Source organism: Achromobacter pestifer (genome assembly GCF_013267355.1).
In the GTDB taxonomy this organism is placed as follows: domain Bacteria; phylum Pseudomonadota; class Gammaproteobacteria; order Burkholderiales; family Burkholderiaceae_B; genus Achromobacter; species Achromobacter pestifer_A.
This window is the reverse complement of sequence record NZ_CP053985.1, coordinates 5945420-5963953: the sequence shown is the minus strand read 5'-3', so window position 1 is coordinate 5963953 and position 18534 is coordinate 5945420. Positions and strand designations below refer to the sequence as shown.

The window sequence follows — 18534 nt, the reverse complement described above, 5'->3', positions numbered from 1 at the left end:
ACTGCCTGGTTTGCCTTACCGCTCTGACGGCGGTGTTGCGGCATTCATTTCGCCCAAGCGCGGCGGGCCCCGGCGTATGGCCGCCGGCGTGCCTGACAGCTTTATCGGTATGCCCGGGCCGTGATAATCGTCGCGCCGGACCACCATCTGGCGATGTTCGGTATGGGCGGCCGCGGCCACCGATGCCATGTCCAGGATCGGCGCGGCGGGCACGTTCTGCGCCAGCAACTGCTTGCCGAACGCCTCCCCGTCCACCTGCGCGAACGCCTGGGCCAGCGCCGCGTCCACGGCCTCGCGGTTGACCACCCGTTGCCCGTTGGACTTGTAGCGCTCGTCCTGCGCCATCCCGGCAATGCCCAACTGAGCGCATAGCTTGGTGAACAGACGGTCATTGGCGACCGCGATGAACAAGGGGCAGGTCCGGGTCTGGTAGACGTTGTAGGGCACGATATTGGGATGCCCGTTGCCGCTGGGGCGCGGCGTATTGCCCGACGCCAGGTAATTGGCCAGGAACGGATGCGCCACGGACACGGCGGAATCGTAGAGGCACACGTCGGCCATCTGCCCGCGCCCGGTGCGGTGCCGCGCCTGCAGCGCCAGCAGCACGGCGATCGCTGCGTTCATGCCGGTGGTCAGGTCGACCACCGGCACGCCCAGCCGCAAGGGTTCTCCGCCTGCCTCGCCGTTGATGCTGAGCAGGCCGGCCATGGATTGCACCGCGGCGTCGTAGCCCGGCAATTCGCCCAACGGGCCGTCATCGCCGAAACCCGTGATGCGGCAATGGACCAGCCGCGGAAAGCGCTCGGTGATGGCGGCCGGTTCGGCCACGCCCCAGGTACGCAGCGTGCTGGCCTTAAAGTTCTCGATCAGCACGTCGGCGGTTTCCAGCAATTGCCAGAACGTCTCGCGTCCGGCCTCGCTGTTCAAGTCCAGCACCATGCTGCGCTTGTTGCGGTTCACGGCGCGGAAATAGGCCGAACTGCCATCCACGAACGGGGGGCCGAAGCCGCGGCATTCATCGCCTTCCGGCGATTCGATCTTGATCACGTCGGCGCCATGGTCGCCCAGCATCTGGCCGCAGAACGGCCCAGCCAGGACGCGCGACGCGTCGATGACACGCAGGCCGGCGAGCGCGCCGCCGGCATCGCTGCTATGCATAGTCTGTCTCCTTCGATTCCAGGCTCAGGCCGAGGCGCGGGCAATCAGCCAGCTGAATTCCCTGCCCTGCCCGCCCGCCTGCGTGCGCATTTGCAGCGCGAGCCGGTGGTTGTGCGCATCCAGCGCGCCTTCCAGCAAGCCGTTCCAGGCTTGCGCCAAGCAAGGATGCGCGTCGGCCACGCCGTCCATCAGGTTCCAGCCGCTTTGCGTCACGCGCACGCCTTGCGGCGTCTCGTTCAACTCGCACGGGTCGCCCTGCGCTTGCGCCAGCGCCACCATGAAACGCCCGAACTGCAGCGCCGAGCCATCCTGCACCACGCCCAGCGCGCCTGCGGTCTCGTGATAGAACTGCATGCCTATCATTCTTCCGGTCAGGCGCAGCAGGCCGCCCGCTTCCTCGGGGCCCCACAGGTTCACGGCCACGGGCAAGGCGCTACGCACGTATTCCATGGCGTAGTTGCGGCTGGCCTTGGCCAGGCGCGTGGCCGGCCAATCCGCGGTGGGCAGCGTGGGCGCGGCCGCGGCATCGAAATCGGGCGCATCCTCATTGCGGCAAAAGCGCAGGCGTTCGTGCGGCTGCAGGTCGCGGTCGTATTCGTAGTAGTAGCCTTCCAGGCCCGATTGGCCGTCGACGGCCTGCTTGGTGCACACGAAGCCCAGCCGCGGATTGTTGAGCGACACGCCGTTCTGCGCGTGCCAGCCCGCCAGCATGGCGCGCGACACCTCCGACGGTATCGCGCACAGCGCGGTGCCCGACCAGATCCAGCGCGGCGCGGAGTAGCGTATCCAGGCCTTGCGGTCGGACTCGTACATGTACTGCACCGCCACGCCGCCGATATGGTTGGACAGGTAGTGGTACTGCGCGGCCGCGACCGCGGGCGGCAGATGCGCGATGCCCAGCTTCTTCAGGCCCGCAACGAAGCGTTCGTTGCGCTGGCGGCAGAAGATCTCGTAGACCAGCTCCGCCGCGCGCGCCGTGCCGCGGCGGGTCACGGCGGACAGGACGATGCCCGTGAAAAAAGCGTGGTACCACTCGGAAACCGCGCGCCAGCCGCGTTCCTCGGATTGCGTTTCATGCATGGCGATTCACTCCGGCGGGCGCCGCCACGGAACCGGGCAGCAGGGATTGCATGGAAGCCACGGCGAAATCCGCGATGTCGCGCGCAATGGCCTCGCGATCCGCTTCGGATTCCCCGGCCCTGGGGCGGTACCACATGGTGGTCCAGTTCAAGGCGCCCAGCAGCGGCTTGACCTGCAAGGCCGGGGGACCCGGCCGGAAGTCGCCCGCCGCCACGCCTGCCTCGATCACGCTGCGGAACAGCGACTCATAGCGGTCGCGCTGCCGCACCAGCTCTTCCAGTTCGGCGCGCTGGCCCGCCGTGGTGCGCCCGGCCAGGTGCAGTTCGACCCCCTGCACCGTGACGCGCTGGTAGGGCAGATGCGCCATCATCAGATGCGTGTGGGCATGGGCCATGTTCCATAGCCGCTGGGGCGGCGACGCGGCAGCGTCCTCCGCCAGCGGCGTCACCGTGTCCAGGTTCAATTGCATGGCGCGCCGGTGCACGGCGAAGAACAGGTCGGTCTTGCTGCGGTAGTAGTAATAGACGCTGCCTTTGGTAACGCCGATCAGGTCGGCGACCGAATCGATCGTGGTGGCCGCGAATCCCATTTCGGTGAAGGCTTGCGCGGCGGCGTCCAGCAACTCCACTTGCCGCAGCGGCATCTCGTCGTAGGGAACAACAGTCTTGGTTTTCATGGCGTTCCTAGCGTTGCGCGGCGGCGCCCGCGCTTTTCTTGATGGCGCGGGCCAGGACCACGCGCTGGATTTCAGAGGTGCCTTCGTAGATTTCGGTGATGCGCTGGTCCCGGTAGCAGCGTTCCACCGCGCTGGGCTTCACATAGCCGCGTCCAGCCAGGATCTGCATCGCGTCGTCTACCACGCTGTGCGAGGTTTCGCTGGCCAGCAGTTTGGCCATCGCGCCCAGCGTGCCGATGTCCTGCCCCGCGTCGTAGGCGCGCGCGGCCTCGTAGGTCATCATCCGCGAAGACGACAGCGCGGTGGCCGCGTCGGCCAGCTTGAAGCCCACGCCCTGGTGGTCGATGATGCTGCGCCCGAAGGTCTGGCGCTGCACCGCGAAGTCCCGCGCCTCGGCATAGCTGCACAGCGCGATGCCGTTGGCCTGGGCCGCCACCACCACGCGGCCGATGCTCAGGGTCGCCAAGGCGAGCTTCAGCCCTTCCCCCAGCGTCCCGACCACGCTTTCCGCGCCGACCCAGGTGTCCAGTTTCAAGTTGGTGGTGGTGGTGCCGCGTATGCCCATCTTGTCTTCGTAGTGGTCCACCACCACGCCGGACGCGTCGCGATCGACCACGAACGCGCTGATGTTGTTGCGCGCGCCCGGCTCGCCCGTGCGGGCGAACACGATGAAATGGCGCGAATGCCCGCCATTGCCCAGCCAGCACTTTTCGCCCCGGATGCGCCACCCTTCGCCTTCGGGCACGGCCGTGGTCAACAGGGCCGCCGCATCCGAGCCCGCGCCACGCTCGCTCAGCGCGAAATTGACCGCGTGACCGTCGCGCGCCAGGCCGCCCAGCAGCACCATCTTCTGTTCGGCGGACCCTCCCAGGATGACCGGAAACGCGCCCAGCGACAGCGCCGCCAGAATGGCGGCCGTGGAAGCGCAGCCCTGCGCCACGGTTTCCACCACCGCCACCAGCGAGGTCAGCGATGCGCCCGCGCCACCGTATTCGGCCGGAATGAAAAGCCCGGAAATCCCGCTTTCCCGCAACGGCTCCAGATGCTCCACGGGATAGCGCTGGTCCCGGTCGATGGCGGCAGCGGCGGGCGCGAACGCGCGCGCGGTCAGGTCGGCGGCCTTGTCCCGCCAGGCGCTTGCTTGCGGGTCGAGCGGGGGATTCCAGATCACGGACATCGTTGTCTCCAGCAACATACTAATCAGTATTTAATAGAATGAACGTGAACATACTACTTGGTATTTTTCTACGATACCTAGGGAAAACCCATGCCCGCGAGCAGATCCCTATCTGCCCGCGGAGCATTTCCATCGACCGGCGAGCGGCCGCCCCTAGGCGGCTTTCGGCCCCGGCGCCGGACTACGCAGCACCAGCAACAACCCCAGCAGGATCCCCGCCATTCCGCCCAGGCTCAGCGCCGACAGCCGGTTGCCCAGGATCAGGTAATCCAGGGCCGCGGTGCCGGCGGGAACCAGGTAGAACAGGCTGGTGACGTTGACGAGGTTGCCGGCCTGGATCATGCGGTAGAACAGCAGGGTCGCGCCCACCGAGATCACCAAGCCCATCCAGATCAGCGGCAGGATGAAGCCCGTCACCCACTCCACGCGGATCGGCTGGAACGGCACGAACAGCAGGCACAGCGCCAGGCTGACCAGATACTGCAGCGGCATGACGTCCATGGGCGCCTGGCGCACGCGCTTCTGCAGCATCGCGCCGCTGGTCATGCAGAGCAGCGCGGCCAGCGCATAGGCCATGCCGGCCGCGGAAAAGCGCGCCATTCCTATGCTCTGGTAGACCACCATCACCAGCCCACACAGGGCGAGGACGAGGCCCGCCAGGCGCGGCAATGAATAACGCCTTTCCATCACCGCCAGCGTCAGGATGGGCTGCGCGCCCAGCAGCGTGGCCAGCACCCCCGGCGTAATGCCGTGGTCCAGCGCCAGCAGGTAGCAGATGGAATAGCCGCCAATGAGCAACAGGCCCGTGGCCGCCACCGTCAGGCGCGTGCCCGGTTGCGGCAGCCAGCGCCGCCGCCACGCGCACATCAACAGCAGCGCGGCCAGCGCCAGGATGAAACGCAGTAGCAGGAAGCCGAAGGCGGAGGCGTGGGACAGCCCCCATTTGGCGAAAATCGCGCCGCCGCTCCACAGCAGCACGAACAAGGAAGTGGAGCCATAGGAGGTCCACGCGTTTCTATCGAAAGACATGAGGTTTCTACCTGTCTGGGTATGAACAGGCTCCAGCCCCACCCGCGCGAACGGGCATGGGCATGCGCTAGACGGATGCAATACGCATCAGTACGTCGGGCGTAGCTTTTTTTTTGAAAAAGGACTGGAGTCGCGTTGCGGACGGCGTCAGCCGACGACGACCGCGCTAGGCGGGTAAGCGCCCGAGACCACGCCGCAAGGCGGCGCGACCGGCGGCGATACCACCGTGGACACGACAGGAGAAAAACCGGGGGAAACCGCGGAACGCCTGGACAACACACGCGCACGCAAACCCGCTGCGCAGGCAGCGGATGCGAAATCGGCGAGGAGCGTGTGGTCAGGCATGGGACGTAGGCTACCGGCTGCACGCGGCGCGGTCAAGCGATGCGCCGCTGCTCCACGCCCATGTCGCGCCACGCTTCGCCATGGCAGGTGAACATCAGGATCTGATGCCGCGTGGCCGCGTCGAACAGCGCACGCTTCATGAAGTCGCGCCGCGCGTCGTCCGTATGGACCAGCGCGTCGTCGAGCAGCAGCAGTGTCGGCCGCCCTGCTTCGCGCAAAAGGTCCGCGTAGGCGAAGCGGGCCAGGATGCCCAATTGCTCGCGCGTGCCGAAGCTGAGCGCGGACAGCAGGTCCTCGCCGCCAGCGCGGCGCAGCGCCGTGGGCAGCAAGGCATCGTCCAACCGCAGGTCGGCCTCGGGGAACAGCAGCGCCAGATAGTGGTTCAGCCGGCGCGCCAGCGGCGCCTGCAAGCGTTGCGTGGCCGCGGCGCGCTTGTCGGCCAGCAGCTGTTGCAAAAGCTCCAGGGCGGCAGCGCGGCGGGCGAAGTCGGCGCGCCGCCGTTCCAGGCGTTCGCAGGCTGCCTCGGCCTCGGACAGCCTTTCACCCAGCCCTTGGGCGCCCGCCTGGTCCAGCTTGCCCTGCAATTGCAGGATTTCACCGTGGCGCTTGTGCTGCGCCTCGCGTTCGATGGCGGCGGACTTCTCGTAGCGCAGCACATCCTGTTCGACCAGCTCGGGACGGTGGCCAGCCAATGCGGCCTGCGCCTCGCGCACGCGGCGCTCCAGCTCATCGTGGCTGCTGCGGACTTCGGCGAGCCTGCCCGCACGGGCCTGCCGCTGCGTTGCGCGCTCGGACGACTGGAGCTCGGCGCTGCGCGCCGCAGCCTGGTTTTCGAGCAATTGGGCGCGCGCGCCGTCGGTATCCATGGCGCGCTGCGCGGCGGCCAGCGCGGTCTCGGCCTGAGCCGAAACCGACTCGGCTTCGCGCAGGGCCTGGAGCGCCGCGGGCAGATCGCCGCCGTCCGCCTGCGGCGCGGGCGGCAGCTTGTCCAGGCGTTCCTGCAATTGCGCGCGGCGCGCCAGCGCGTCATCGCGTTGGCCGCGCAGGACGTCCATGCCCTTGGGTGCATGAATGCCCAGCGCCTTGCGCATGCCGTCCAGTTCGCGCAGCAAGGCGCCGTAGCGGGCGTAGCGCTGCTCGGCCTGCGCCAGACTCTGGACGTCCAGGCGCTGCAGCAAGGCCGCGCTGGCCGCGCCGGCCGCGTCGACTTCGCGCTTGAGCGCGGGCAGGTCCTTGCCGCCCGGTTCGATGCGCAAGCGCCCGACGCCCGGCAGCTCCAGTTCGGCGGCCGCCGTCAGCAGGACCTCGTCGGCGCCTTGCAGGATCCGGCCGTCCAGCCGCGCCTGGGCGCCGGCTTCCAACTGGTAGGACAGGCGCGTGGCGCTGGCCTGTTGTTGCAACTGCAAATTGGCCAGCTCGCGTTCGCTCTTGCGCAGCGCCTCGATGTCGGCGTCGGCGATTTCGATCCGCATGGCCTCGGCCTTGAGGGCCGAGCCCTGCTCGATCAGCGCGGTGGCTTCCTTCAACGCGCCGTCCAGGCGTTCGATCTCCGCGCTTAGCTGCGCCAGCTGATGCTCCAGGTCGCGCCGGTCGGCCACGGCCTGCACCGCGGTGACGCGCTGGCGCGCCGCATCCACGGCAGCGGCATGCGTCTGGCGCTGCTGCTGCGCGCGCGCCAGCGGTTCGCGTGCGGCCTCGACCCGGGTGCGCGCGGCGCGCGCCTCGTCGACCAGGGCCTGGAGTTCGGCCTCGTCCTGCTGGTCGCGCCGCACCTGCTCCTGCAATAGCGCCAGGGTTTGCGCAGCCTGCGTTTGTTCGCGGCGCAGGCCTTCAAATGCCTCACGCTCCTTGGTCAGGGCCGCCAGGCGCGCACGCGCTTCGGCCGCCTTGGCCTCGAAGTCCTTCCAGGGCTCGCCGGCCTGGGCGCGCTCGTGCTCGCGGCGCAGCTCGGCCAGGCGGTCCACGTCGGCGTTCAGCTGCGCCATGGCCTGCGCGCACTCGTCGCGTTCGGCGGCGGCGCGCGCCAACGCATCCTCGGCTTCTTTGTAGGCGCCCTTGGGGCGGCCGTTGCGCGCATCCAGCAGCGCGCCGCGCTCGGCGGCCACGCGCTCGTACAGGCGGTCGCCATCGCCGGAAGCCAGCTCGCCGGACAACTGCGTCAAGGCGTCGCGCAGATGCGCGCCCGCATGGCCGGCCGCTTCCTGCAGGTTCTGGCCGTCGCCCTGCTGGATCCACAACAGGCCAGGTATGCCCGCCAGATCCGGCTTGCTCTGGCCGCGTCCCGCCAATTCAAAACCCAGCAAGGCGGCCAGCGCGTTTTCGGCTTCCTCGCCATCCAGGCGCTGCGCGCCGCCGTCGATCAGCAGCTCGCAGCGGGCGCGCGACAGGAATTGCTTCTTCAGCACATAGCTATGCCCGGCATGCGTGAATTCCAGCTCCACGCTGGGCCGCGCGCCGGATTCGCCGTGCGGCGCCAGGTCGGCGACCTTGCTGGTGCTGTAGCGTTCCAGAAAAGCGGAACGAATGGCGGCGGCCACCGTGCTCTTGCCGGCTTCGTTCGGGCCCACGAACAGATTCAGGCCGTCCTCCAGTCCCTCCAGCGCCATGGGCTGGCGGAACTTGCGGAATTCTTCCAGGGCGATGCGCGAGAGCTTCATTTGGCGGCTCCCGGCGCGGCGCTTTCGCGCTGGAACCGCAGCAGCAGCCGCAAGGCCTCGCCCGCGACCGCGGTTTGATCCGGGTCCGCCTGCAGCGCCTGCAATTGCGTGGCGACTTCGCCCACGTAGCCGCTGGCGCGCAGTTCGGCCAGGTCGGCCTCGTCCGGCTCCAGCAGCAGGCCGGACAGGTCTGGCAGCAGCGCGCGCACCTGGGCCGCGGCCTGAGCAACGGCGCGTTGCAGCGCCTCCCAGGTTTCCAGGTTGACGTGCCCCTGCACCTCCAGCCGCAACACGTCCTCGGCGCGCAACTCGGCCATGCGCGCGGCCAGCGCCTGCGCGTCCGAGGGCAGGCTCAGCGTTTCCGACCAGGCCGACCAGCGGTACCTGCCCGTGGCCAGCCGCTCCACCACCGGCACGGCGCCCGGCGCTTCGATATGCACATGCAGCGCATGGCCGGGCTCATTGCCGCGAAAGCGGTCCTGCTCCGGCGTGCCGGCATACCAGGTGCGCTCATCGATGGACAGGCAGCCATGCCAGTCGCCCAGCGCCAGATAATCCAGCCGGGCGCGCGCCGCGCGATCCGCGGCGATGGGATTGGTGGCATCTATGGTGTCGGGCAGGCGGCCCGCCACGCTGCCGTGCGCCAGGCCCACGCGGATGCGGCCCGGTGCGGTTTCCAGCGCGTCGAAGGCCTGGGTCACGTCGTCATAGGTATGGCGTTGCGTCAAGGGCGCGGCCAGCACGGCGAGATTGACCGCCGCCAGATCGACCACCCCGGTGCGCAGCGGCACATGCACATTGGGCGGGATGCAGCCCAGCTGCATCGCCCGGCTCCAGACGCTGTCGGCCAGCGCCGCGTCATGGTTGCCGGCGATCATGACCCAGGGTCCGCCATAGCCCGCCATGGCGGCGAACAGGCGGCGTATCGTGCGGTCCGACACGCCCTGCGTATCGAACACGTCGCCCGCCACCAGCACGGCATCGACGCCGCGTTCGGCCGCCAACGCGGCGATGCGGGCCACGACGTCGAAGCGGGCCTCGGCCAGCATGGCGGCGTCGTCGGTTTCAAACTGGCCGTATTGTCGGCCGATCTGCCAGTCGGCGGTATGCAGGAAATGGGTCATGCGCGGAATTGTAAGAGCAAGACCCCTGCTTGCGGCACGGCGTCCCTTCAGGCGGGCGCAGCCAGCGCAGGCAGCACCTGCGCCAGCGTCAAGGGCGCCTCTTGCAGCATCAGCGTATCGCCTTGCGTCTCGCCGCCCTCGCCCGCATCGCGCAAGGGATCGGCGGGAAGCAGATAGTGGCGCAGCACGGCATCCGCCAGCAGCAGACGCCTGGCATCCACGCCGGGCTGGCAGCTTTCCCAGGCCATGAAGACCGCCGCCGACGCGTAATAGAGCGCGGACGCCGCGCGGCGCACCTGCGCCTCGTGTTTTTCCTCTGCCCCGACCGCCTGGGCCAGCCCGACTGCCCGGCGCAGGCAAGCCCGCAACGTGGCGCGCCAGGCGGCGGGTACGGCGGCCGCCTCCTCAAGCCTGGTTTCCAGCAACGCGGACAGCGCCTCGTGCGCCCGGTCCTTGCGCACGGCCCGCTGAATCGCGTCGAGCGCATTGATGTTGCTGGTGCCTTCCCAGAGCACGCCGATATGCGCGTCGCGGACCAGCCGGGCATTGACGAAGTCCTCGATGTAGCCGTTGCCGCCGCGTATCTCCATCGCGCCCGTCGCCACGGTGATGTTGTCCCGGCAGGTGCGCAGCTTGAGCAGCGGCGTCAGCAGCCGCAAACCCTGCGCGGCGGCCGAATCGCCTTCCTGGGCGCGCCGCATGATGTCCGCCGCCGCCATGACCATGGACAAGGCCGCTTCCGTCGGCGTCAGCAGTTTCAGCAGTTGGCGGCGCAGCAGCGGATAGGCCATGACATCGCGTCCGAACGCACGCCGATGGCGCGCGGCCAGCATGGCCTCGTTCAGGCAGCGCCGCATCATCGCCGCTGCGCGCACGCCGTGCGACAGGCGCGACAGGTTGACCTGCTCCATCATGTGCTTGAGCCCCTGGTCCGCCTCCCCCACCAGGTATGCCTGGGCGCCTTCCAGGCGGATTTCGCCGCTGGCCATCGAACGCGTGCCCAGCTTGTCCTTCAGCCGGACGATGCGATAGGCGTTGCGGCTGCCGTCTTCCAGGCGGCGCGGCATCGCAAACAGGGCCAAGCCGCGCGTGCCCCCGGGCGCGCCTTCGGGGCGGGCCAGCAGCAAGGCGACGTCCGCGTCGGTGTGCGAGCAGAACCATTTTTCTCCATGCAGGCGCCAGATCCCGTCAGCATGGCGGGCAACGGTTTCCAGGGCTCCCACATCGGATCCGCCGGTCTTCTCCGTCATGAATTGCGTCCCCTTCCAGAGCACGGCAGGGTCGCTGGACAGCATGCGCGGCAGCAGTCTTTCCTGCAGGGCCGGACTGCCGAATTTTCTGATCAGATGAATCGAGGTATCCGATACGCTGATCGGACACATCTGGCCGAACTCGGACTGGACGAACAGGTATTGCAGCGCGTACTTCGCCACGGGCGGCAGCGGCGCGTCGCAGCCCAGCACGCCGGCGCGATGGCTCATGGCGTGGAACTGGAAGTCCGCAAAGGCGATATGTTCCATCTCCTGATAGGCCGGGTGGTACTCGATCCAGTCTTCGTCCTCGCCCCAGCGCGTGCGCGCATGCAGCACGGGTGGATACTTGTCGGCCACGGTCGCCAAGGTATTGAGACGCCCCCCCGCCAATTGCCCCATGCGCTGGAACTGCGGCAACAGCTGCGCATGCGCGCCGGCAGGCAGGTATAGCCTCAGCAGATCCTGCAGGCCCCGATCCAGCGCGTAGAAGTCCAGGCCCGCGCAGTCGGGCGCGAGGAAGTGGGAGCTCTGCGTAGACCGCTCGGGACGCGGGCGTGCGTATTCATCGTATCTGGCTGAAAATGACATGGGCAGCTCCTGAAGGTCGTGGGCCGGCGCCGCGCCTGCAGCGGCGCGGATGCATGCGTCGGCAATGGGAAATCAGATGACGCCGGCAGCGCGCAGTTGCGTCAGCGCGGCGTCCGACAAGCCGAGACGCTGCGTCAGCACGTCCCTGGTGTGCTCGCCCAACACGGGCGGACCCGCGGCATGGTCCAGCGGCGTCGCCGAGAACCGCATGGGGCTGGCGATGCCCGGGCAGGTTCCGCCCGTCGACAAGGGCAAATCCACGCGCAGGCCGCGGTGCACGACCTGCGGGTCGGCGAACGTCTCGGAGTACGTGTTGATGGGTCCGCTGGGCACCCCCGCAAGTTCCAGACGCCGTTGCCACGCCGTGCTGGTGTCCGTCTTCATGATTTCAGCCAGCAGGGGCAGCAGCGTGTCGCGATGGGTCAGACGCCCGCTGACCTTGGCGTAGCGCGGATCCTGCGCCAGGTCCGGCCGCTGGATCTCCTGGCAATAGGCCGCGAACTGGCTGTCGTTGCCCACGGCCACGATCAAGCGTCCGTCCTGCGTATCGAACACCTGGTATGGCACCGCGTTGGCGTGCGCGTTGCCATAGCGCCTGGGCGCCTTGCCGGACACCAGGTAATTGACCGCGGGGTTGCTGCCGAACGCCAGCACGCAGTCCAGCAAGGCCATGTCTATGTGCTGCCCCTGCCCGCTGCGTTCGCGCCAGGCCAAGGCTGCGGCAATCGCCAGGCTGGCGTACATGCCGGTCGTGATGTCCGCCACCGCGACCCCCACTTTCTGCGGGCCTCCTCCCGGCAGCCCATCCGCCTCGCCCGTGACGCTCATGAGGCCGCCCATGCCCTGGAAAATGAAGTCGTAGCCCGGCCGGTGCCGGTAGGGCCCGGTCTGCCCGAATCCCGTGATCGAGCAATAGACCAGCGCGGGATTGTCGGCGCGCAGGTCTTCGTAGCCCAATCCATAGCGCGCCAGCGTGCCAACCTTGTAGTTCTCGACCAGCACATCGGAATCCGCGGCCAGGCGGCGGATGATGTCCTGGCCTTCGGCGGTGGAAATGTCCACGGTCACGGATTTCTTGCCGCGATTGGCCGACGCGTAGTAGCCGGAATCCTCGCGCGGCCGGCCCTCGGCATCGGGCATCCAGGGCGGGCCCCAACCTCGGGTGTCGTCACCCGCGCCGGGGCGCTCGATCTTGGTCACGTCGGCGCCCAGGTCGGCAAGATTCTGGGTGCACCAGGGTCCTGCCAGCACGCGGGTCAGGTCGAGTACGCGGATGTGGGAAAGCGGTTTGATGCTCATGTGTCTGGGGTCTCGATGCCGGTGCGGCGCGGTTAATCGATGCGGATGTTGGCGTCTTTGATGACCTGCCCGTAACGCGCGCTTTCCTCGCGCATGTAGGCGCTGAAGGCGTCGCCGAAGTAACCCACCGGCTCTCCTCCCGAACGCAGCAAGGCATCCCGCACGTCCGCCTGGACCATGATCTGTTCGATCGCGCCGCTCAGCGACTTGACGATGGCGGGCGGCGTGCCCGATGGCGCCAGGATTCCGACCCATGCGGACATCTTCATGTCCGGATAGCCCAGTTCCGCCGTGGTCGACAACTGCGGCAACACCGCGGAGCGCTTGTCGCTCATGACGGCCAGCGCGGTCAGCTTGCCCGCCTGGATCTGCGGCAAGCCCGTGAACGCGGGCTCGAACGTGACGGAGACTTCGCCGCCCATCACCGCCGCCTTGGCCGGCGCGCTGCCCTTGTACGGCACGTGCAGCAGATTGACCTTTGTCCTGGATCTCAGCATCTCGCCGGCCAGGTGCGCCGTCGAACCGGCGCCGTACGAGGCATAGCTGAACTCGCCCGGCTTGGCCTGGGCCAGCTGCACGAACTGTTCCAGCGTCTGCGCGGGGACCTTCGGATTGACGACGATGACGCTGGGCGTGGTGGCGACCAGCGCAATCGGCGCAAAGCTCTTGACCGCGTCATAGGGCAGTTTCGGGTACAGCCAGGGATTGATCGTCAGCGTGGTGTTGGTTGCCGCCAGCAAGGTGTAGCCATCGGGCTTGGCATTGGCCACCATCTCCGCGCCGATGATGGTGGCGGCGCCCGCCCGGTTTTCCACGATCACCGGCTGGCCCAGCCGTTCTCCGAGCTTCTGGCCGATGACGCGCGCGACCACGTCGGTCATTCCGCCCGCCGCGTACGGCACGATGAGACGGATGGGCATGCGGGGATAGTCCTGGGCTTGGGCGGCGGTGGCGGCAAGCAATGCGCTGGCGGCCAGCGCGATGAGGCTAGGGATACGCACAATAGTCTCCTTGGGGGATCGATCGCGGGTCTTTGCCCGGATTCATGGCCGCGTGTGTCCGCGGTGAAACCCATTATTGGCAGCGCGATTTTTCGCGTCCAATATATTTTTTTGTGCTATTCATACCGATGTTGGATCAATCTTTTGCGGTCTGCGCGCGCGATCCAACTCCCTCCCCTCACGCCGCGAGGCCCCATGGATCTGCGTCAACTCCGCTACTTCGTGGCCGTTGCCGAGGAGTTGCATTTCGGCAGGGCCGCCAAGCGCCTGTCCATCAGCCAGCCGCCCCTCAGCTTCAACATCCGCCAGCTGGAAACCTCGCTGGGCATGGAACTGCTGCGGCGCACCACCCGCGAAGTGGCGCTGACCGAGGCCGGCAAGGTGATCTATCGGGAAGCCTTGAAGCTGCTGGCGCTGGCGCGCGACGCCGAGGAACAGGCGCGGCGCGCGGCCAAGGGCGAAAGCGGCGCCGTGCATATCGGCTTCGTGGGTTCGTCGTTCCTGACGCGGCTGGCGTCCGATGTCCGGGCCTATGCGGTGGCGCGTCCGGAAGTCGAAGTGGTCCTGTACGAACTCAACAGCTATGAGCAGATCGACGCGCTGCAACGTGGCCAGATCGACATCGGGATCGTGCATCCCCGGGTGCTGCCGGCGGGCGTCGCGTCGCGCGTGCTGCACCGCGAAGACTTCGTCTGCCTGCTGCCGGCAACGCATCCCCTGGCCGGACTCGAGGCGATCGACGCGCAGCAGTTGCAACACGACGACTTCGTGCTGTTTCCGCGGGATTTCTCGCCCGGCTACTACGACAAGATACTGGCGCTTTGCCTGCAGGCCGGCTTCACGCCGCATATCCGGCACAAGGTGCGGAACATGCTGACGATCGCCACCTTGGTATCGCACGAGTTCGGCGTGTCCCTGGTCCCGGCCTCGCTGGGGAAAGTGCAATTGCCCAACCTGGCCTGCCGCCCGCTGACGCATGCGTCCACCCCGTCGGACCTGCGCGGCATCTGGCGCCACGACGAACGGCAGCCGGCGGTGCTGGCCATGCTGGAGCAATTGGCGGCGCCACAGGCGTGAACGCAGCGCCCATGAACACAGCGGCCCGGCCGGCATGCTGCGCCGGGCGGACCGCTGTGAGCCTGACGTTGGGCCCAGGCCAGGGAAAAGCCAGGAATCAGGCGCTCTTGCCGTCCAGCACCAGCGATTGGCTGGATGCCGCCTTGCGGTCGTAGCGCGACAGGGCCAGGCCGTCCGTGCGGATGGCCGGGCGCTGGCCCATGACCAGATCGGCCACCAGCTTGCCGGAGCCGCAAGCCATGGTCCAGCCCAGCGTGCCGTGGCCGGTGTTCAGGTACAGGTTGCCGTAGCGGGTGGCGCCGACCACGGGCGTGCCGTCCGGCGTCATGGGGCGCAGGCCGGTCCAGAATTCCGCCTGGGCCACGTGGCCGCTGCCGGGGAACAGATCGTTGACGACCAGCTCCAGCGTCTTGCGGCGGGCGTCCTTCAGGCGCAGGTCGAAGCCCGCGATCTCGGCCATGCCGCCCACGCGGATGCGCTGGTCGAAGCGCGTGACGGCGATCTTGTAGGTTTCGTCCAGGATGGTCGAGACCGGCGCGGCCGATTCGTCGGCCATGGGTATGGTGAGCGAGTAGCCCTTGAGCGGATACACCGGCAGGTCCAGGCCCAACGGGCTGAGAAAGTCGCGCGTGTAGCTGCCGAAGGCAGCGACATAACGGTCGGCGGTCAGCACTTCGTTGCCCACGCGCACGCCGGTGATCTGGCCGCCGGCAGTATTCAGGCCCGACACCGTCTGGCCAAAGCGGAATTCCACGCCCAGGGCCTTGGCCATTTCGGCCAGTCGCGTCGTGAACAGCTGGCAGTCGCCGGTCTCGTCATTGGGCAGGCGCAGGCCGCCCGACAGCTTGTGCAGCGAACGCGCCAGGGCGGGCTCGGCCGCCACCAGGCGGCTGCGGTCCAGCAGTTCGTAGGGCACGCCCACTTCTTCCAGCACGGCGATGTCGCGGCGGGCGGCTTCCAGCTGGGCCTCGGTGCGGAACAGCTGCAGCGTGCCGCGAGTGCGCTCTTCGTAGTGGATGCCGGTGGATTGCCGCAGTTCGCGCAGGCAATCGCGGCTGTACTCGGACAGGCGCAGCATGCGCTCCTTATTCACCGAGTAGCGTTCGGCCGAACAATTGGCCAGCATGGACGCCATCCATTTCAGCTGGAACAGGCTGCCGTCCAGGCGGATGGCCAGCGGCGCGTGTTTCTGGAACAGCCATTTGATGGCCTTCAACGGAATCCCGGGCGCGGCCCAGGGCGTGGAATAACCCGGCGAAACCTGCCCGGCGTTGGCGTAGCTGGTCTCCTGCGCCGCCGAGGGCTGGCGGTCCAGCACCGTGACTTTGGCGCCTAGCCGGGCCAGATAATAGGCGGTGGTGGTACCGATGACGCCGCTGCCGAGGACGATGACGTGCATGATTCTTTCCGATGATTGGTTTTGTTCAGGAATTTCGGTAGTCTATGGGCCTCTTAGTAGTGAAAAGCACTGAAGATTTTTCTTTGGCAGTGCTTTTTCCCGGCCCCCTCCTGTTTTTCGATCGCCAAAAGTGAAATGCGCGAGCTAGACCGTATCGACCTGAAAATCCTGGACATCCTGCAGCGGGAAGGCCGCATTTCCGTGACCGAACTGGCCGACCGGATCAGCCTGTCCGCCACCCCCTGCTCCGACCGCATCAAGCGCATGGAGCGCGAAGGCGTCATCACGGGTTACCATGCGCGCGTCAATCCGGCGGCGCTGGGCAAGAACCTGCTCGTCTTCCTGGAGATCAAGCTGTCGGCCAAATCCGGCGACGTCTTCGACAAGGTCAAGAAAGAGCTGCTGTATGTGCCCGAAGTCATGGAATGCCACCTGGTGTCGGGCGACTTCGACTACCTGGTCAAGGCCCGCCTGACTGAAATGAACGAATACCGCCGTCTCCTGGGCGAAATCCTCAAGCGCCTGCCCGCGTCCGCCGAATCGCGCAGCTACGTGGTCATGGAGGAGATCAAGGAGACCCTGTACCTGCCCGTGGACCGCTAGGCGCGCGCCGCCTCGGCGGATTGCACGCCGATTGTTACCGGCCGGGCCCGCGCCGGCTGCTATGCTGGCGGCCCTTCGGCGCGTGCCTTTGCCGCGTAATCCGACCCTAATTTACTTGCCTATGTCTATGAGCCGTCTCTATAAATACTTCTTCCGCGGCCTGATCACGGTCCTGCCGCTGGCCCTGACGATCTACCTGCTGTACATCTTCCTGGCCTGGACCGAAGCCGTGGCGCTGACCTTCCTGCGCCCCTTCATCGGCGGCTTCTACGTGCCGGGCATGGGCCTGGCGCTGGGCATCCTGGGTATCCTGGCCATCGGCTACCTGGTGTCCAAGGAACGCGTGCAGCGCGTGCTGGTGCTGCTGGAAATGCCGTTCACCAACCTGCCGGTGGTCAAGAGCATCTACTCGTCGCTGAAAAGCTTCGCGGACTATTTTTCGCCCAGCTCCAAGAACACCGCCCAGCAGGTCGTGGTCCTGCGCATACCGGGCCAGCAGCTGGAACTGGTCGGCCTGGTCACCCGCCGCAACATGGAAGGCCTGCCCGAAGGCTTCACGCAGGGCGAGCGGGTGGCCGTCTACCTGCCCATGGGCTACATGATCGGCGGCTACACCGTGTTCGTGCCGCAGGAATGGGTCCAGCCCATCCAGATGTCGGTCGAGGAAGCCATGCGCTCGTCCCTGATCGCCTGGATGGCGCGCGCCGAGACCAACAACAACCGTCCCGCCGCGCAAGAGCCGCCCGCCGAAACCCAGGGCGGCCCCAACGGCGGCGGCCAGGCCTGAGCACCCCGCTCTTACTTCTACAACAGACGCGACATGCCCATCATCGAATTCACGCTGGCCGAAGGCAGCCCCTACATTGAAGTGAACCAGCTGCTCAAGGCCACCGGCGTGTGCGACAGCGGCGGCGCGGGCAAGATGCTGGTGGCCGAAGGCCATGTCAGCGTGGGCGGCGTGGTCGAAAGCCGCAAGACGGCCAAGATCCGCGCCGGCCAGATCGTGACCTGCGGCGACGTGCGCATCGTCGTGCGCGGCCCCGACGCCGGCGGCCAGGACGCCTGACGCCCTCCCCACCCAGTCTCACCACGAGCCGCCATGAAATTCAAGATGTCCCAGAACTCCATCTTCGCCGTGCTGCTGCGCTCGCCCTGGTGGATGAGCGCCGGCGTGGCCGTGCTGCTGTCGGCCGCGGGCTTTGCCGCGCTGCCCCTGGAGTACGCCGCGATGGGCGTGTTCGCCGCGGTGCCGTTCGCGGTCATCGCCATCATGGCGGCCTACAAGCAATTGCGCTCGCCCTCGGGCGCGCGGGTGCAGGCCGTGGCCGAAGCCGCCGCCGGCATGTCCTGGGCGGATTTTTCCAAGACCGTCGAAGCGGGCTTTCGCCGCGACGGCTGCGAAGTCGAACGCCTGCAATTGCCCGGCGCCGATTTCGCGCTGACCAAGGACGGCCACGTCGCCCTGGTCAGCGCCAAGCGCTGGAAGGCCGCCCGCGTCGGCGTCGAACCCTTGCGCGAGCTGCAGGCGGCGCGCGAAAAACGCGGCGCGCGCGAAGCCATCTACATCGCGCTCGGCGAGGTCTCCGACAATGCGCTGCAATACGCCAAGTCGCAAGGCGTGTCGCTGATGACGGCGCCTGAACTGGCCAAGCTGCTGCGGGACCTCAAGCCCTGAGGCGGACACGGCCATGAGCTATCGACTGCTCGCCGACCTGGTGCTCATCGTGCATGGCCTCTTCGTGGCCTTCGTGGTGTTCGGCGGGCTGCTGGCGCTATGGAAGCGCTGGATCGCCTACCTGCACCTGCCGGCGCTGGCCTGGGGCGCGCTGGTGATAGGCATGGGCTGGATCTGCCCGCTGACACCGCTGGAGATTTCGCTGCGCCAGCAGGCCGGCCAGCAAGGCTATGGCGGCGGCTTCATCGAACACTATGTGCTGGCGCTGATCTACCCCGAAGGCATCACCCGCGGCACGCAGATCGTGCTGGCGGCGTTGCTGATCGTGGGCAACATCGTCGTCTACGCGCTGTGGGCGCGGCGCGGCCGGCGTCAGCCGGCCTAGCCTTTTGG

The 18534-nt window shown here is 67.5% G+C and carries 17 protein-coding genes; 6 read left to right on the top strand and 11 right to left on the bottom strand.

Annotation, left to right across the window (positions count from 1 at the left end; all coding sequences use genetic code 11):
• Nucleotides 1–15: 15 nt before the first annotated feature.
• From FOC84_RS28180 to FOC84_RS28135, 10 genes are all read right to left on the bottom strand, one after another.
• A complete protein-coding gene (locus FOC84_RS28180; protein WP_173148085.1) occupies nucleotides 16–1158 on the bottom strand; it encodes a CaiB/BaiF CoA transferase family protein in 1143 nt (380 codons plus the stop codon).
• A 24-nt stretch (nucleotides 1159–1182) separates the two neighbouring features.
• On the bottom strand, nucleotides 1183–2238 hold the full coding sequence (locus FOC84_RS28175; protein WP_173148083.1) for a hypothetical protein: 1056 nt from the start codon (nucleotides 2236–2238) through the stop codon (nucleotides 1183–1185).
• The gene (locus tag FOC84_RS28170) at nucleotides 2231–2914 is read right to left on the bottom strand and encodes a TetR/AcrR family transcriptional regulator (RefSeq protein ID WP_173148081.1); all 684 of its coding nucleotides are present in this window, start codon (nucleotides 2912–2914) and stop codon (nucleotides 2231–2233) included. Before FOC84_RS28170 ends, FOC84_RS28175 begins: the two co-directional genes overlap by 8 nt.
• A 7-nt stretch (nucleotides 2915–2921) precedes the next feature.
• Nucleotides 2922–4091, bottom strand: coding sequence for an acyl-CoA dehydrogenase family protein (locus tag FOC84_RS28165; protein ID WP_173148079.1), 1170 nt, complete (start codon nucleotides 4089–4091; stop codon nucleotides 2922–2924).
• Nucleotides 4092–4244: 153 nt separating this feature from the next.
• Nucleotides 4245–5120 (bottom strand): DMT family transporter, encoded by an 876-nt coding sequence (locus FOC84_RS28160; RefSeq protein WP_173148077.1) that lies wholly within the window; start codon nucleotides 5118–5120, stop codon nucleotides 4245–4247.
• Nucleotides 5121–5497: 377 nt separating this feature from the next.
• The gene (locus FOC84_RS28155; protein WP_173148074.1) at nucleotides 5498–8122 is read right to left on the bottom strand and encodes an AAA family ATPase; all 2625 of its coding nucleotides are present in this window, start codon (nucleotides 8120–8122) and stop codon (nucleotides 5498–5500) included.
• Entirely contained in the window at nucleotides 8119–9246 is a 1128-nt protein-coding gene (locus tag FOC84_RS28150) for a metallophosphoesterase family protein (RefSeq protein WP_173148072.1), read from the bottom strand. Before FOC84_RS28150 ends, FOC84_RS28155 begins: the two co-directional genes overlap by 4 nt.
• Nucleotides 9247–9293: 47 nt before the next feature.
• A complete protein-coding gene (locus FOC84_RS28145) occupies nucleotides 9294–11087 on the bottom strand; it encodes an acyl-CoA dehydrogenase family protein (protein ID WP_173148070.1) in 1794 nt (597 codons plus the stop codon).
• A gap of 72 nt (nucleotides 11088–11159) precedes the next feature.
• Nucleotides 11160–12386: a CaiB/BaiF CoA transferase family protein gene (locus FOC84_RS28140; RefSeq protein ID WP_173148068.1), complete on the bottom strand. Its 1227-nt coding sequence runs from the start codon at nucleotides 12384–12386 to the stop codon at nucleotides 11160–11162.
• A gap of 32 nt (nucleotides 12387–12418) precedes the next feature.
• On the bottom strand, nucleotides 12419–13387 hold the full coding sequence (locus FOC84_RS28135) for a Bug family tripartite tricarboxylate transporter substrate binding protein (protein WP_254241804.1): 969 nt from the start codon (nucleotides 13385–13387) through the stop codon (nucleotides 12419–12421).
• Nucleotides 13388–13582: 195 nt separating this feature from the next.
• Here FOC84_RS28135 and FOC84_RS28130 point away from each other — a divergent pair, with 195 nt between their 5' ends.
• Nucleotides 13583–14464, top strand: a complete 882-nt coding sequence (locus FOC84_RS28130; RefSeq protein WP_173148066.1) for a LysR family transcriptional regulator — start codon at nucleotides 13583–13585, stop codon at nucleotides 14462–14464.
• A 97-nt stretch (nucleotides 14465–14561) separates the two neighbouring features.
• Here the strand turns inward: FOC84_RS28130 and FOC84_RS28125 are convergent, their stop codons facing one another.
• Entirely contained in the window at nucleotides 14562–15863 is a 1302-nt protein-coding gene (locus FOC84_RS28125) for a D-amino acid dehydrogenase (protein WP_173148064.1), read from the bottom strand.
• A gap of 135 nt (nucleotides 15864–15998) precedes the next feature.
• Here FOC84_RS28125 and FOC84_RS28120 point away from each other — a divergent pair, with 135 nt between their 5' ends.
• The 5 genes from FOC84_RS28120 (at nucleotide 15999) to FOC84_RS28100 (ending at nucleotide 18526) form a co-directional block, all read left to right on the top strand.
• Nucleotides 15999–16466 (top strand): winged helix-turn-helix transcriptional regulator, encoded by a 468-nt coding sequence (locus tag FOC84_RS28120; protein ID WP_042793761.1) that lies wholly within the window; start codon nucleotides 15999–16001, stop codon nucleotides 16464–16466.
• Between the two features lie 127 nt (nucleotides 16467–16593).
• Nucleotides 16594–17253: a DUF502 domain-containing protein gene (locus FOC84_RS28115; protein WP_173148062.1), complete on the top strand. Its 660-nt coding sequence runs from the start codon at nucleotides 16594–16596 to the stop codon at nucleotides 17251–17253.
• Between the two features lie 33 nt (nucleotides 17254–17286).
• A complete protein-coding gene (locus FOC84_RS28110) occupies nucleotides 17287–17532 on the top strand; it encodes an RNA-binding S4 domain-containing protein (protein ID WP_059380049.1) in 246 nt (81 codons plus the stop codon).
• A 33-nt stretch (nucleotides 17533–17565) separates the two neighbouring features.
• The gene (locus tag FOC84_RS28105; RefSeq protein ID WP_173148060.1) at nucleotides 17566–18141 is read left to right on the top strand and encodes a restriction endonuclease; all 576 of its coding nucleotides are present in this window, start codon (nucleotides 17566–17568) and stop codon (nucleotides 18139–18141) included.
• A gap of 13 nt (nucleotides 18142–18154) precedes the next feature.
• Entirely contained in the window at nucleotides 18155–18526 is a 372-nt protein-coding gene (locus FOC84_RS28100; RefSeq protein WP_173148057.1) for a DUF2784 domain-containing protein, read from the top strand.
• Nucleotides 18527–18534 lie beyond the last annotated feature (8 nt).

What these genes read in the sequence shown, in the direction of transcription:
- FOC84_RS28120 (WP_042793761.1), top strand. Translation starts at nt 15,999, where the DNA reads ATGCGCGAGCTAGACCGTATCGACCTGAAAATCCTGGACATCCTGCAG.
- FOC84_RS28155 (WP_173148074.1), bottom strand. Translation starts at nt 8,122, where the DNA reads ATGAAGCTCTCGCGCATCGCCCTGGAAGAATTCCGCAAGTTCCGCCAG.
- FOC84_RS28105 (WP_173148060.1), top strand. Translation starts at nt 17,566, where the DNA reads ATGAAATTCAAGATGTCCCAGAACTCCATCTTCGCCGTGCTGCTGCGC.
- FOC84_RS28130 (WP_173148066.1), top strand. Translation starts at nt 13,583, where the DNA reads ATGGATCTGCGTCAACTCCGCTACTTCGTGGCCGTTGCCGAGGAGTTG.
- FOC84_RS28115 (WP_173148062.1), top strand. Translation starts at nt 16,594, where the DNA reads ATGAGCCGTCTCTATAAATACTTCTTCCGCGGCCTGATCACGGTCCTG.
- FOC84_RS28165 (WP_173148079.1), bottom strand. Translation starts at nt 4,091, where the DNA reads ATGTCCGTGATCTGGAATCCCCCGCTCGACCCGCAAGCAAGCGCCTGG.
- FOC84_RS28180 (WP_173148085.1), bottom strand. Translation starts at nt 1,158, where the DNA reads ATGCATAGCAGCGATGCCGGCGGCGCGCTCGCCGGCCTGCGTGTCATC.
- FOC84_RS28170 (WP_173148081.1), bottom strand. Translation starts at nt 2,914, where the DNA reads ATGAAAACCAAGACTGTTGTTCCCTACGACGAGATGCCGCTGCGGCAA.
- FOC84_RS28150 (WP_173148072.1), bottom strand. Translation starts at nt 9,246, where the DNA reads ATGACCCATTTCCTGCATACCGCCGACTGGCAGATCGGCCGACAATAC.
- FOC84_RS28125 (WP_173148064.1), bottom strand. Translation starts at nt 15,863, where the DNA reads ATGCACGTCATCGTCCTCGGCAGCGGCGTCATCGGTACCACCACCGCC.
- FOC84_RS28110 (WP_059380049.1), top strand. Translation starts at nt 17,287, where the DNA reads ATGCCCATCATCGAATTCACGCTGGCCGAAGGCAGCCCCTACATTGAA.
- FOC84_RS28100 (WP_173148057.1), top strand. Translation starts at nt 18,155, where the DNA reads ATGAGCTATCGACTGCTCGCCGACCTGGTGCTCATCGTGCATGGCCTC.
- FOC84_RS28145 (WP_173148070.1), bottom strand. Translation starts at nt 11,087, where the DNA reads ATGTCATTTTCAGCCAGATACGATGAATACGCACGCCCGCGTCCCGAG.
- FOC84_RS28160 (WP_173148077.1), bottom strand. Translation starts at nt 5,120, where the DNA reads ATGTCTTTCGATAGAAACGCGTGGACCTCCTATGGCTCCACTTCCTTG.
- FOC84_RS28175 (WP_173148083.1), bottom strand. Translation starts at nt 2,238, where the DNA reads ATGCATGAAACGCAATCCGAGGAACGCGGCTGGCGCGCGGTTTCCGAG.
- FOC84_RS28140 (WP_173148068.1), bottom strand. Translation starts at nt 12,386, where the DNA reads ATGAGCATCAAACCGCTTTCCCACATCCGCGTACTCGACCTGACCCGC.